The sequence below is a fragment of the Bacillus sp. RC252 genome (genome assembly GCF_044909215.1).
Classification (GTDB): Bacteria; Bacillota; Bacilli; order Bacillales; family Bacillaceae_G; genus Bacillus_A; species Bacillus_A mycoides.
Map to the genome: position 1 here is coordinate 190,951 of NZ_JBIYDV010000001.1, position 14,885 is coordinate 205,835.

Consider the following 14,885-nt stretch of genomic DNA (forward strand, 5'->3'; position numbering starts at 1 on the left):
TTCTTTTAATTTTATAAATTTAAGTACGTAACACCAATTGTTAGTACGAAGAATAGTACAGCTAAGACAACTGTAACACGGTTTAATACCGCTTCAATTCCACGTGCTTTTTGCTTACCAAACAATTGCTCTGCACCACCTGAAATAGCGCCTGAAAGGCCTGAGCTATTACTAGACTGCATAAGTACCATAACAATCATTAAAATCGATACAATAATAAGTAACACTGATAATAACGTATGCACTTGGCGTACCTCCTACAAAGATTCAGTTAGTTTAAATGTTAGCATAAATCCTATAGAAAAGCGAGAGCCTATAGTGTCGCTCTCGCTTTTCTTCTATTACATAAACACCATTGCGAATAACGGTCCGAGCAAACATGTCAAAATTGCTGTTAATGTCATTGTTACCGATCCAATAACACCTTCATGCTCATTATTTTTCATCGCTCTCATAACACCCATAATATGAGACGCACATCCAAAGCCAATCCCTTTACCAACTGAGTTTGTAACACGGCTCCATTTTAATAAAATTGGTCCTGAAATCGTTCCAGTAATCCCTGCGATAACGACGAATGCTGCTGTTAAGGACGGGACACCACCAACTTGTTCAGATACACTCATCGCAACTGGCATTGTCACTGATTTTGGTAAAGAAGATAAAATTAAGCTTTTATCTGTTCCCATAAGTGTGGCGATAGCAAAATCACTTGCAATAGCAACTGTTGTACCTACTAATACACCACCAGCAATTGGTACAACATATTTTTGCAGAACATGACGTTGTTTATAAAGCGGGATTGCAAATGCTACAACACCTGGTCCGAGTAGCTTCGCAATCCAGCCACCACCACTTTCCATATAATTTTGATATGGTATATCAAGCACTATAAATAAGAAAGCCATTAATCCTGTTGCAACAAGCATTGGAATGGTAAATGGCGTTGGAAATAATCCGTAGATTTTTTTAGATAATTGATATAATAGCACCGTAAAAAGAACCCAACCGATTCCGATTAATATTTGGCTCATTGTGTCTCTTTTTCCTTTCTATTCGCAAGATATTGTCCTGTATGTCCTGCGACAATAATAATTAAAAACGTACTCGCTACAACTGTAATGAAAAGAGAAATTCCTTTACTCATAAAAAAAGCACCGTAATTCATTAAGCCAAGCGTTGGCGGAATTAATAAAAACGGCATAATAGCAACGAGTGTTTCTGCTCCTAAATCAAACCATTTCACTGGAAGTACTTTTAGGCTAAGTAAAACAAGTAGGAGGAACATACCAATCAAACTTCCCGGAATCGGAATATTCAACATTTCTTGCACCCAATTTCCAACCATATAAAATACATAAAGAGCAGCAATTTGGACAAGAATCTTTGTAAGTTTCATGTTCATCATCCCTCATGTTTATACGATCTTCTGTTAATATCCTTATCATAGTATAAATTGTAAAAACCTGCAATTTATCAAATCAACAACGAAAATCCACTATATTATACGCTTACACCCTTGATATGACTGCGTTTCCGAATGTAATTTACGTCAAAAACCTTGACCTAATATATAAAGTTTATATTTTCTGAATTTTTATGGTTATTATTTCAATAAAATAAAACCCTTAACTCCATTTTCATTCTGCCTTCTCTCTAGCACACATATATATAAAGATAGGTGGTGAACATATGTCTAAAAAAGTTCTCATTTTTTGTGACCCTGGAATCGACGATACGATAGCCCTCCTCCTCGCATTCTTTATCGATGAAATTGACATCGTTGGGATTGTCGCTGATTACGGCAATGTTCCAAAAGAAATGGCCGTACAAAATGCTCATTTTCTTAAACAAAAATCAATAAATAGAGATATAAAAATATTCGGTGGTTCAGAACGTCCTCTCAATGGATGTCCACCTGCTTTTTTTACCGATGTTCACGGTAAAAAAGGATTAGGACCAATCATCCCAAATGAAAAGTTACAAAACGGAGAAATGGAGAATTTCTTTGAAGTTATCCCTCTTATCGAGCAGTATAAAGACGAACTAATCATTGTAAGTTTAGGGCGACTCACTTCCCTAGCTATTTTATTTATTTTATATAAAAACTTAATGCAGCAAATTAAATCTTATTATGTAATGGGTGGTTCCTTTTTGCACCCAGGTAATGTAACTCCCGTATCAGAAGCGAATTTTTATGGTGATCCAATCGCGGCTAACATTGTATTACAATCCGCATCCAACATGTACATATACCCGTTAAATGTAACGCAGTATTCCATCGTTACACCTGACATGGCTGAATATATTGAGGCGAAAGGAAAGGCTTCTCTCGTCAAACCTCTATTCGATCATTACTACTATGGATATTACGAAAAAATTTTACCACAATTAAAAGGCTGCCCTTTTCATGACACGCTACCGATATTAGCTTTACTTGATAATTCTATGTTTACCTACTACAAATCACCAATTACCGTCATGACCGAATCTTACGCTCAAGGAGTAAGCATCGGTGATTTCCGCTCTTTAGTAGGATCAAGCCCATTCGTCAATCGGCCCTCACAGCAAATTGCTATAGATTTTGATTACAATCTCTTTTTTAAATATTTCATGTCATTCATGACAGATGAACAATTTTAACATAAAAAAAAGACCGTGATTTCTCACGGTCTTTCGTTATTTTCTACAATTATCGTTTGATATTGTAGAAAGATTGTAAACCAGCATAAACAGCGATTTCGCCTAGTTCGTCTTCGATACGTAATAATTGGTTGTACTTAGCAATACGGTCAGTACGGCTCATAGAAATTTTATAAAAACATGATTAAAACAATATTATCCAACTTGTTTCTTCCTATTTATATATGGTTGTATGACTTAGTTCATTAACACCTTTTCTCATTTAACTTAAACCGTGTACGAACTAGTTTAATCATAGTATAGCTTATTCAATATAAAGAATCCAAGCCACCATATGAGTTGAATTTTTATTTTCACTAAAAAGAGCACCTTAGACATACCAGTAACTTCATGTCATACCATTATTAAATCTTTTGTTTAAACTGCTGTCTTTTCTCTTCAAGCATTTCATAAATTTTATCATCTATGCTCCTTAAGGAATCCTGGAATGATTTACTATGCTCATACTCAATTTCATCTATCCTATCATTAAAAGAACCATCATAATCCTCTGGATACCAAGTCATTCTTTTTCGATTCAATATAGCCCTCGGTACCACTTCCCTCGAACTGATTTCACAATATTCACTTTCCGAGATATCATACCCCATAGTCGTTATGTCTAACTTATCAGCTATTCTAATCATTCTTTTAATATCATGTCTCGATTTCCAGTAATCCCATCTTAGATGTGGTGTAATCAAAATATATTTGTTAACACTATTTGTAGTCGTATTTCCTATTTTCACACTGACGATTACCAATACATCAGCTACCCCCCCCTCACCTGAGCTATCCCCTTTAAACTCTTTAAATGTTTTAAGAAAATAAACTTCAATATACTTCTTATAAGCATAAACAGGATATTCATCAATTAATTTACTCAACAAACTTATAAATTCACCTGTATACTTATAACAATCGATACTGTCATACATATATCTACTTGAAGATATTTCATCCTTTTCATCAAACCAACTTCTTTTAATGCCAAATTTCAAAGAAACCCAGCTAAGTAAATCTTCATTAAGTTTTGGAATGATTGAGTTTTCATCAACTATGTCTGAGTACTCAATATTAAACTTCTTATCAATAAAAGATGGTATTTGTAACCTGCTGACTCCATGATACTCAAAAATAGAATAAAATTTATTTTCCAATTCAATTAGTGGACTTTTTTTTTCCGACTCTTTTTTTTCATATACATGAGTTGTGTTATTTATTGTTACCGTTCCATCTGTTTGAATATTATTATTGCCATCTTGATATTTATTGTTTATTGGTTTGACCGAAGATTTTTTTTTAAAAAAACTAATTATCCCACCTACTATAAATATCCCAATACCTGAAAATATCCATTCTTTATTCGCAATTATATAGTCCATTTTTCCCTCCACTATAATAATAAATAAATTCCACTGTAAAACTATGTATCTTCTATCCTTATTGTACCAAAAATCCATTAATTAGTTACGAAGTATTTATTTAACAATCAATCATCCTCTATTAAGACGCTTCAATTTTAGATTGTTTATTTTCTTTCTTGGTTAATAAGATTTGAATCAAAGTATCTATTGCAACAAAAGTTACAAATACTTCCTTAATAACCGAAACAGGCTCTATAGGTAATACTTTTAAAAGGTCACTTTGTGAAAATGTTATAAAATTATATATTACATAAATTAAAATCATCAACACATAACTGTAAATTCTCGTATACAAGACTGTAGAGTATTTATCTAATACATCCTTAACTAACCTAGTCTTAAAGGTACTCATTACAAACTTCATAATACCGTTACCGAAGTAAGCGAAGGCTAAAACTGCAAAAACATTAACTAAATATATTATTCCACCAAGGTAAGGCTTAAAAAAAGAAAATACATTCGATAAATTTAAAACTACAGCAGTAGGAGAGATATAAAATACTATAAACATCATTATCGTAACGATTGGTGCTAAATAATACTGAACTAGCATGACTAATAAAATTGGAAAGCCAAGAACCTTTAACAACAAATCAATAAACCTATTTTTACTTTTCGAAAACAATATTGTTAAACTTAGATATAGACAAAAATAACTCATCCCCCAACCCAATACCTTACTTGTTAAATCTGTTTCATTCTCAGTTAATCTAAAACTAAAATAGCCAAAAGATACGAACATCAAAAATAAAATAATCATTATTGAACTTTTAAAATTCCCCTTCAAGTTATATCTCCTCTCTATTAAAAATAAGCTTCCATATATATAACTGCAAAAACCACACACTTAAGAAAAATAATCCAGCATTTAGCATAATATAAAAATAAATAAAATTAATATATATAATAATATTTCACTATAAAGAGACCAAACAATTTAACAAGCATGATTTTTTATTCAGAGTGCGGGGGCAGATGTGCTTATACACTATTCGATTAATAAATCATACAAAAAGGTGATATGGAGCCCCCTACCTTTTTCTATATATGGTAATTCTTTTCATTCGACACTACTTTCCTGTTCTCTTACTGTTCTATAAAGAGTTGCCCTGCTTATCTTGGTTATTTCCTCAATCTCTTTAACTGTCATCTTATTCGTTGGTCTGTTGTGAAATAACTCAAGGGCATACTGTAAACCTTTGTTATTTTCAGTGTATTTCTTAGGTCTCCCTTTATAGACACCTCTTTTCTTTGCTTCTTCAATGCCCTCTAATTGTCTTTCCTTAATCATATCAGCTTCAAACTCAGCTATTCCAGATAAAACAGTAATCATTAACTTACCAATTGCCGTACTTGTATCAATCTTATCTCCACCCATATTCAAGACAATAAGGGCAACTCCTTTGCTGTTTAAGTACTCAATAGTATTTAAAGCATCCTTAGTACTTCTAGCAAATCTGTCTAATTTTGTAACAACAATAGTATCATCTTTTTGTACTTTCTCAAGGAGCATGTTAAACTGCTCTCTATCTTCTTTCTTCCTTCCACTGACCTTCTCTTTAAAGATAGTTTCACATCCTGCTTCTTGCAGTTGTTTAATTTGTGCACTTAAATTTTGACCTGCTGATGACACACGAGCATAACCATATTTCATGTGAATTTCACCCTTTTATTTTGATACATCTATATGAGACGTTAATAACCTAAGTATATCAAGTACCTCGCTATGTATCAATAGAGTGTACTCAATTGATACATTTATATACACTTTAATCAAACATTTACTAAATCTTATATTATTTTGTACATATTTATTTAAAAATTATAATATAAAAATACTATTATCTACCTAAAACGCTGTTTCAAACGTATATAAATAACTAATGAATACATATGTCGTAAAATAAAAAGGATGAACATTTCATTCATCCTTTTACCTCATTCAAAAATTCTCCATGAGATACTTACCTATATTTTTTGTAAAATGTATATCTAACAAGATTTTAACTTCTTGTTTTTAAAACAAAATTTTTCCACTTCAGATGAGTTTTAATCGGCTCCAATAGGGATAACAGGTAAATCTGGACTCTCTAAACTAGGGAAAGCGGGCAAATACAACGATAACCCTTGTATAATTTTTTCTTTCTTCTCAGTATTTAATAACCTTAAAACTAAGTTACAATAATCATTATTTTGATGCCCGAAGAACCTTCCAATAGTTTTTGATATCCCTTTTTGATTATAATATTTTAAAACATCTCTATATTTACCTTCCTCTAGGAGATTACTAAAAATAAGTTTATTTTTTTGATAAATTTCATTTACATTTAGACTATCAGGTAAATCATTTACAGCTTGCTCTATTTCCGAAAAAATCTTTTTATTTACATCGTACACCGATAATCTATATTTAATTTCATTAACTACAGCATTATTTATTTGTTTATCAATATCCCGCTTAAAAGACTGAATTATACTTTCTTTAACTTCCTGAACTTTTTCTTCATTAAATATCATATGCTCAGCTACCATTTCTAATATTTCTTCTACACAAAAAAGGTTTTCGACCTCCGCAATATCCAATGTAAGGATGTTATGACCTTGTAAAGATTTAATCTCTTCTTCTGTTCTATAATCTCTATCAATTAATCCATAAACCTCTAAATGGTGCAATTGGGTATTACCTCTCATAGATTTGGTAGATTCTATTACCTTAGTACAGCTACCACATGGGATTACATGAAAATCATCGTAAAAATGCCTATACAACGAGTAATCTAAACTGTCTCTATCCCCCTCAATAAACAAGAGCCTTTTCCTTGAGCCTAAAATTTCTAATAGCAACTCTTCAGGTAATCCTTCCGTTTCATTTATAAATTCCAGCTCCCACATTTCATCCCCTAAATATTCATGTACCCATAACTTCTTACAATTCTTATGTGCAGTTGCAAACTGGATGTCGTGTGTTATATATATAAATAAACAATCTTGTCGTTCTTCTTCAAGTTTATTCCATAATCTATTTATTATAGATTTATGCAGATGAATTTCAGGTTCATCTATTATAATAATTGAGTTTAGTGGAGCACATAAACACTGTCCCATTAAATATAATGCTACTCTTTCACCATCACTCATTTCACTACCATGATATTCCATTTCAGAAAAACTAACTGAAACCTTCGCATCTTCCAGCTTAAGTTCCCTATGTGGATATATATCCTTCCAAATCTTAATGATTATATCAATCTCAGTCTCTGGTGCCTTATCATGAAGTAATCCTTGTCGTTCTTTTTCCTTACATTTTTTTACAAACTCATCATTTATCTTGCTTTGTTTTGCAAATAGAGTAGTAAGAACCTTATCATAGTCATTCAATAAAGAGGTGGTATGTTTTCCCCATCCCCATCTGATACCCTTTTTTTGCTCAGGCCCTTTGTAGTTTGCATCCCCCCAAAAGAAGTCATCAAATGCCTGTTCAAAACCCTTCAAATTAACATAATTTGATATTTCTAAAGAGCGTTGTGCCGATACCCTATGCACATTCTCCAAGTTATTTTGTTCAATCCATGCACCCAATCTACTCTTTCCTGCCCCATTTGCTCCTATTATGACTACAGATTGAGATTTCCCAATACTATATTCTTTATTTCCTAGCTCTTTATCAGGTAATATTATCATTCTATCTTCCATAAACATCCCCCTTTATCCTAAAATTAAATACTTCTTAACAAATATTATAACATCCCTTAATATAGAAGGAACAATATTCAAAAAAGGCTAGTTCAACACTTATCCTATTTCACATTTTTTTGATTTAAAAAGGTTCTATAAAAAAATAGATATTATTAATTTTGAGCATAATGGGTCATTCTCTTACCGAAACAACATTAAGCTACTTCAAAAAGTTAGTGCAAACGACCAAAATAAATTATTTAACATAATTAAAGAACTAGAAAGTTGGAAGAAATTACAACCCTCCCTCCCTTAAAATGTAATATCAATTTATAAATCACACGGTAAACACACGCAAAATCATCTTAATTAACAAGTTTTTCATCAAAAATCGTACGTAACACTTTTTTAGATGGACGGAAGCATTGTACATAAAAATCCTATTTTATACAGTTATCCCCCCCATTAAAAATAATGGGGGGGAATTTCTATCACTTTATGTTTGAAATGCTTGATTAGCATTATATATGTTTTATATAAGGTTAATCAAAAATTCCAACACCTCATATTCTCGTTTGTTGACCTTTTTAAATTTTAAAGGTACATTTATTTAAATGTATAGCTGTAATATTCTTGAAGTTTTTGGATACGTTCAGCATACAATTTTTCAAAGTATAATGTGTAATATCCTTCATCAAAAGTGAAATAATCTCTTTCATTGTAATAAGTTTTTGTTGTTGTTTCCATACCATAAACCTCTTGAAGAGTTTTTTCTAATGTATATGTTTTTGTTTTTTTGCCTAAGAATTTATTTTCCACTTCCTGAGCTTTCTTCAAGACAAATTCATGTCGTTCTCTATGAAAGGTGCTTTCATTATCAGTTAAAAATAACCCTTCATTTTGTTTAAACTTCTCAATTACATCCTTATTGTATTTTTCAAGGTATGTGATAATCTTTTTCTTGCTTGCCTTCAAAATAATTGCGTATACCTTATAGAAATAATCCAATCCTAATACATCACCATTTTCATCTGTTACCTGTGCAAGTTCGTTTCTCCAAGATTGATAATATGCTTTTGTTTTTGAGGCGTTTTTATACAGACTTATGTACCAATCATTTACATTATAATTTTCCATCAACTTTCTTTTTAGTGTTAAGATTTGTTTAACTGTATCCTCATGTAAGCTAATAGTTTTACCTTTTCCCATCAAATGACCTTTGTAAACAGGATAATATTCAATAATACCTGCCTTTTGCATTCGGTTAAGTGTTCCTGCTAACTGGTTATTGATTTCCTTTACCATATAAGTAAAATCATCTAGGATTCTTTCTTCACCTTCAAAAATAATATTATTTGCTTTCAAATCTTGTAAGTGCTGTGACCTCAAAAACTCATTATATCTTGATTGCAATAACTCGTACATATTAGGAGTTATTAAACCAAAGTTAACTGCCCATTTAGAAAGAGGGTGTGCAGTTTCCTTGACTAAACCTTGTTCTAACACAGAAACAACCATAATATCCATGTTCTTTGTGTATGGAATACTCCAAGCACCATTATTAATCCGCCCATCTTCTTTAGGTGTAACTTCATCTTTTTTACCACTAAGTTCATAAACATAAGCACGACCCTTTTCAGCTTTGATGGCTTTAACCGAATGATAATACCTTCTCATTTCATTTATTAAAGATTTTTCTAAATCCTTGTTTGTGAATTTCTTATATTTCATAAAATGCTTTTTACAATCCTCAGACCCAAATTGTTCTACTGCTTCTTTCTTTGTAACTATTGTTTTTCCCATGCTTTTCCCATCCCTTTTTAAAATTTTTAAGTAAAGGTAATTACTTAGAATAATATTTTATTTTTTATTACAAGTGATTCCCTTTACTTTCATGTGTATATCATGTACTTTTTACCACCATCCTTTAACAAGCAAAAACCGCTTGTTAAAGCCTAGCCGAAAAAGTACCAAAACGGCTTGCTTAAATCTGGACTTCATTTTCACTCCTTCAACATCAATTTCAATTGGATGTTATCAAAAACAAAAAAACACAAAATAACCTCATTAATAAAAAGAGGATGATTTTGTGTTTGGTTTGTTTCTTTTAATGTTGTATTTAATTAGTTCTTAATGTTTTAGTTTTTGTGGTCACTTAAACCTGACTACAAATAATATTATATCATAAATTATAAAAAAAGTCAAAAAACATGTTACATAACTATTGACACTAATATGTTTTTACGTTAAAAGAATCCCCACTCAATTAAGAACATTTTCATCTAAACATTAAAATTATTTTTTATCTTGAAATACCAAGAATAGATTGCTGTAAAAGCAGGGCGTAGCCCACCGAACGAAGTGAGGTCTATGCGGAGCTACGAAGTAGCTACCGCAAGTATCTATAAATTCATTAACGGACTTGTCTTTGATGCCATTTCTAAAATATTCTCTGTTTCGATTCCTTGCAGATAACGCTTAGTTACTTGAATATTCTCATGCCCAGCTATCTTTGAACAACTATACAAATCAAGTCCATTTCTCAAGTTAGATTGGATAGCATAATGTCTTAATGTATGAGGAGAGCATCGTATATCTTCTCTAACATGAGCTTTTTCACCTGCACGCTTAACAATATTCTCAATTTGTACACCTGTTAATGGTTTACCACTTCGAGACAGAAAATAATTATCATATTCTAATATTTTCTTTTTGAAATAAGCTTCTTTAATCCTTTCATAACGTATCATGTACTTTCTTAACATCAAACTAACAGGAACATAACGCCACTTACTACCTTTACCAAGTATCTTCATATTAGTATCATGAATCCAGCTTGATTGCAGGTTAATTAGCTCTGTCATTCTGATACCTGTATCAGCAAACATAGCAATTATAAGTTTGTTACGGGCATTTAAATATGTTTTAAAATCGTATGCTTCAATCATTTTTGCCACTTCTTTGTCTGTAAATGTTTTAATAACGGTTTTATCCTCTTTAAGTAATTTTATCTTTGCTAAAATATTCAACATTACATATTCTTCTGCCACCAAATACACATAAAAAGCTCGAAGCGATTTAATCATAGTGTTAATGTAACTTGGTTTATTCCCTACCTCTAGTTGATATTGAATAAATTTTTTAATATGCAAAGAAGAAATATCTTCAATTTCAGATATCTCATGTTGTTCACTCAAATAGTTAATTAATTGAACAGCATTATAATTATACGTTTCAATTGTCCGAGGTGCATAATTTTTTATTTTTAAATCAAAAGTAAATTCCTTCAATAAATCCATTATTAACATATAAAAAACCTCCTACTTATTGTGGATTACCACATATAAATAGGAGGTCAAAAGCAATAATTATTGTACGACTAAATTCATGTTTTTGTATCACATAATTCAAACCGTACGCAATTACTTTGTACGACTAAGTTCAGTCGTTTTTTATTTTCTACAATTATCGTTTGATGTTATAGAAAGATTTGATACCATCGTAAACAGCGATTTCGCCTAGTTCGTCTTCGATGCGTAATAATTGGTTGTACTTAGCAATACGGTCAGTACGGCTCATAGAACCAGTTTTGATTTGGCCAGCGTTAGTTGCAACTGCGATGTCAGCGATTGTAGCATCTTCAGTTTCACCAGAACGGTGAGATACAACTGCTGTGTAACCAGCACGTTTAGCCATTTCGATTGCTTCGAAAGTCTCAGTTAAAGTACCGATTTGGTTAACTTTAATTAAGATTGAGTTAGAGATACCTTTTTCGATACCTTCAGCAAGTTTTTGAGTGTTAGTTACGAATAAATCGTCACCAACTAATTGTACTTTATCACCGATACGCTCAGTTAATAATTTGTGACCATCCCAGTCGTTTTCGTCTAAACCATCTTCAATAGAGATGATTGGGAAGTCTTTGCAAAGCTCTTCGTAGAAATCAACCATTTCTGCAGAAGTTAAGCCAGTACGGCCTTCGCCTGCAAGGTCATATTTACCAGTTTCTTTGTTGTAGAACTCAGAAGAAGCAACGTCCATTCCTAAGAATACGTTCTCGCCAGCTTTGTAACCAGCTTTTTCGATAGCTTCGATGATTACTTCTAATGCTTCACGGTTAGAACCAAGGTTTGGAGCGAATCCACCTTCGTCACCTACTGCAGTGTTAAGACCTTTGTCATGTAATACAGCTTTAAGTGCATGGAATACTTCAGCACCCATACGGATTGATTCTTTGAATGTTGGAGCACCAACTGGTAAGATCATGAACTCTTGGAAGTCAACGTTGTTATCAGCGTGAGAACCACCGTTGATGATGTTCATCATTGGAGTTGGTAATTGTTTTGCATTGAATCCACCAAGGTAACGGTATAATGGAAGACCTACGAAGTCAGCTGCTGCGTGAGCTACTGCCATAGATACACCAAGGATAGCGTTAGCACCTAGTTTACCTTTGTTTGGAGTGCCATCTAATTCGATCATAGCACGGTCGATACCAGCTTGGTCAGTTACGTCGAAACCAACGATTTCTGGAGCGATTGCTTCGTTAACGTTGTTTACTGCGTTAAGAACACCTTTACCAAGGTAACGAGATTTGTCACCGTCACGTAATTCTACTGCTTCGTGCTCACCAGTAGATGCACCACTTGGTACGATAGCGCGTCCGAATGCGCCGCTTTCTGTGTAAACTTCTACTTCTACAGTTGGGTTACCACGAGAGTCAAGGACTTCGCGAGCATAAACATCAATAATTGTTGACATAATAAATTCTCTCCTTTTTATATAAGCAAATTATTTAATAATTGTTTTACCTGTCATTTCTTTCGGTTGTTCCACATTTAAAAGAGTAAGCATTGTTGGGGCGATATCTCCTAAAATACCACCTTCACGAAGCTCTACATCATTTTTTGTAACGATGAAAGGAACCGGGTTAGTTGTATGAGCTGTCATAGGTCCACCTTCAGCAGTTAACTCCTGATCGGCATTACCATGGTCAGCAGTAATAAGTGCTACACCATCTTTTGCAAGAATCGCTTCTACAACTTTTCCTAAACATTCGTCAGTTGCTTCTACTGCTTTAATTGTTGGTTCCATCATCCCAGAATGGCCAACCATATCACAGTTTGCAAAGTTAAGAATGATAACATCATGTTTATCATTTTCGATGTCATTTACTAAAGCGTCCGTTACTTCATAAATGCTCATTTCCGGTTTCAAGTCATACGTTGCAACCTTCGGTGAGTTAATTAAAATACGCTCTTCTCCTGGGAATTCAGCCTCACGACCACCGCTAAAGAAGAATGTAACGTGCGGATACTTTTCAGTTTCCGCGATGCGAAGTTGCTTTAATCCCGCTTGCGCAACAACTTCACCTAATGTGTTATCAAGGTTCATTGGCTTGAATGCCACGTAACCATCTACAGTTTCACTGAAATGTGTCATACAAACGAATTCAGGAATGTGAGGTACTTTTTCACCACGATCGAACTCACGGAAGTCTTCGTTTGTAAATACACGAGCAATTTGAATTGCACGGTCTGGACGGAAGTTATAGAAGATAACTGCATCATCATTATTGATTGTTGCAACTGGCGTGTCATCTTCGTTAACAATTACAGACGGCAATACGAATTCATCATAGATACCATTTGCATAAGAGTCTTCTACACACTCTTCTGCTGATTTATAAGTAGGGCCTTCACCATTCACCATAGCACGGTAACATTTTTCTACGCGATCCCAACGCTTGTCACGGTCCATGGAGTAATAACGACCAGAGATAGTCGCGAATTGTCCTACTCCTGTTTCTTTAATTACTTCATTTGTTGCATCGATATAACCTTTTGCTGTTTGTGGTCCAACATCGCGGCCATCTAAGAATGCATGGATATATACTTTCTCCACACCTTCTTTTGCTGCTAAGCGAAGAAGAGCAAACATATGGTTCATGTGACTGTGCACACCACCATCAGAAAGTAAACCGAATAAATGAAGAGCAGTACCTTTTTCTTTCACGCTTTTAATTGCATTTTGGAAAGTTTCGTTCTGATCGAACTCACCTTCACGAATTGCAACGTTTACGCGTGTTAAGCTTTGATATACGATGCGGCCAGCACCGATATTTAAGTGACCAACCTCTGAGTTACCCATTTGACCTGCTGGAAGACCTACTTCCTCACCAGAAGCTGTAAGCGTTGTGTGAGGGAATTTGTTCCAGTAACCATCAAAATTAGGTTTCTTAGCTTGTGCTACAGCATTCCCGTAAGTTTCTTCACGTAGTCCGAAACCATCAAGAATGATTAAAGCTGTTGGCTTTCTCATTTTACCGCCCCCAGAAGACCTAAGAACGAAGCAGGCTCTAAGCTAGCACCGCCAACTAAAGCGCCGTCGATGTCAGATTGTGCCATATACTCTTTAATGTTTTCTGGTTTTACGCTACCGCCGTATTGAATACGAACAGCTTCTGCAGCTTCTGGAGAAACAGCTGCTGCAACAACTTTACGGATGTGCGCACATACTTCATTTGCATCTGCAGAAGAAGAAGATTTACCTGTACCGATAGCCCAGATTGGCTCATAAGCGATAACAGTTACTTTAACTTGCTCTTCTGTTAAACCTGCAAGTGCTTTTGTTACTTGACCTGCTACTAGATCAAATGTTTTTCCGCTTTCGCGCTCTTCTAAAGTCTCACCACAACAAACGATTGGTGTTAAACCATGTTCAAATGCTGCAAGAGTCTTTTTATTTACTGACTCGTCTGTTTCAGCAAACATTTCACGACGCTCAGAGTGGCCAAGTACTACGTAGCCTACTTTTAAGTCGCTAAGTGCTACTGGGCTAATTTCGCCAGTGAATGCACCATTTTTTTCGAAGTGCATGTTTTGTGCACCTACTTGTAAGTCAGTTCCTTCAGCCTTTGCTACTAAGCGCTCTAAGAATAGAGCTGGCGAACAAACTACTGCATCAACAGCTGAAGCTGCTGGGATTTGACCTTTAACTTCCTCTACGAAGCTAACTGCTTCAGCTAGAGTTTTATTCATTTTCCAGTTACCTGCGATAATTGGTTTACGCATGCTTTGCACCGTCCTTTTTCTTTGGCTG

General features: G+C 33.9%; 13 protein-coding genes and 1 pseudogene. 1 reads left to right on the forward strand and 13 read right to left on the reverse strand.

Annotated features, from left to right (window positions below):
• Positions 1-11 precede the first annotated feature (11 nt).
• From secG to ABH960_RS01060, 3 genes are all read right to left on the reverse strand, one after another.
• On the reverse strand, positions 12-245 hold the full coding sequence (gene secG / locus ABH960_RS01050) for a preprotein translocase subunit SecG (RefSeq protein ID WP_002016062.1): 234 nt from the start codon (positions 243-245) through the stop codon (positions 12-14).
• A gap of 96 nt (positions 246-341) precedes the next feature.
• Positions 342-1,034 (reverse strand): LrgB family protein, encoded by a 693-nt coding sequence (locus ABH960_RS01055; RefSeq protein WP_404442048.1) that lies wholly within the window; start codon positions 1,032-1,034, stop codon positions 342-344.
• Positions 1,031-1,408, reverse strand: a complete 378-nt coding sequence (locus ABH960_RS01060) for a CidA/LrgA family holin-like protein (protein WP_199674426.1) — start codon at positions 1,406-1,408, stop codon at positions 1,031-1,033. Before ABH960_RS01060 ends, ABH960_RS01055 begins: the two co-directional genes overlap by 4 nt.
• Positions 1,409-1,692: 284 nt before the next feature.
• Here ABH960_RS01060 and ABH960_RS01065 point away from each other — a divergent pair, with 284 nt between their 5' ends.
• Entirely contained in the window at positions 1,693-2,643 is a 951-nt protein-coding gene (locus ABH960_RS01065) for a nucleoside hydrolase (RefSeq protein ID WP_404442052.1), read from the forward strand.
• Positions 2,644-2,692: 49 nt separating this feature from the next.
• Here ABH960_RS01065 and ABH960_RS01070 read toward each other — a convergent pair.
• The 10 genes and pseudogenes from ABH960_RS01070 to tpiA all read right to left on the reverse strand — a co-directional run.
• Positions 2,693-2,809 (reverse strand): annotated as a pseudogene (locus ABH960_RS01070) (hypothetical protein); the annotation flags it as partial.
• Between the two features lie 238 nt (positions 2,810-3,047).
• Positions 3,048-4,067, reverse strand: coding sequence for a hypothetical protein (locus ABH960_RS01075; protein ID WP_404442055.1), 1,020 nt, complete (start codon positions 4,065-4,067; stop codon positions 3,048-3,050).
• Positions 4,068-4,188: 121 nt separating this feature from the next.
• Positions 4,189-4,896: a hypothetical protein gene (locus ABH960_RS01080; protein ID WP_404442058.1), complete on the reverse strand. Its 708-nt coding sequence runs from the start codon at positions 4,894-4,896 to the stop codon at positions 4,189-4,191.
• A gap of 273 nt (positions 4,897-5,169) precedes the next feature.
• Complete coding sequence (locus ABH960_RS01085; protein ID WP_404442061.1) at positions 5,170-5,763, reverse strand: recombinase family protein; 594 nt, start codon at positions 5,761-5,763, stop codon at positions 5,170-5,172.
• Between the two features lie 395 nt (positions 5,764-6,158).
• Positions 6,159-7,802: a DUF4435 domain-containing protein gene (locus ABH960_RS01090; RefSeq protein WP_404442064.1), complete on the reverse strand. Its 1,644-nt coding sequence runs from the start codon at positions 7,800-7,802 to the stop codon at positions 6,159-6,161.
• Between the two features lie 588 nt (positions 7,803-8,390).
• The gene (locus tag ABH960_RS01095) at positions 8,391-9,587 is read right to left on the reverse strand and encodes a hypothetical protein (protein WP_404442067.1); all 1,197 of its coding nucleotides are present in this window, start codon (positions 9,585-9,587) and stop codon (positions 8,391-8,393) included.
• A 599-nt stretch (positions 9,588-10,186) separates the two neighbouring features.
• Positions 10,187-11,092 (reverse strand): tyrosine-type recombinase/integrase, encoded by a 906-nt coding sequence (locus tag ABH960_RS01100; protein WP_404442070.1) that lies wholly within the window; start codon positions 11,090-11,092, stop codon positions 10,187-10,189.
• A 157-nt stretch (positions 11,093-11,249) separates the two neighbouring features.
• Complete coding sequence (gene eno, locus ABH960_RS01105; protein WP_000103948.1) at positions 11,250-12,545, reverse strand: phosphopyruvate hydratase; 1,296 nt, start codon at positions 12,543-12,545, stop codon at positions 11,250-11,252.
• A gap of 30 nt (positions 12,546-12,575) precedes the next feature.
• A complete protein-coding gene (gene gpmI / locus ABH960_RS01110) occupies positions 12,576-14,105 on the reverse strand; it encodes a 2,3-bisphosphoglycerate-independent phosphoglycerate mutase (RefSeq protein ID WP_002144920.1) in 1,530 nt (509 codons plus the stop codon).
• On the reverse strand, positions 14,102-14,857 hold the full coding sequence (tpiA, locus tag ABH960_RS01115; RefSeq protein WP_404442074.1) for a triose-phosphate isomerase: 756 nt from the start codon (positions 14,855-14,857) through the stop codon (positions 14,102-14,104). The genes gpmI and tpiA overlap by 4 nt, the downstream gene beginning before the upstream one ends.
• Between the last annotated feature and the right edge of the window lie 28 nt (positions 14,858-14,885).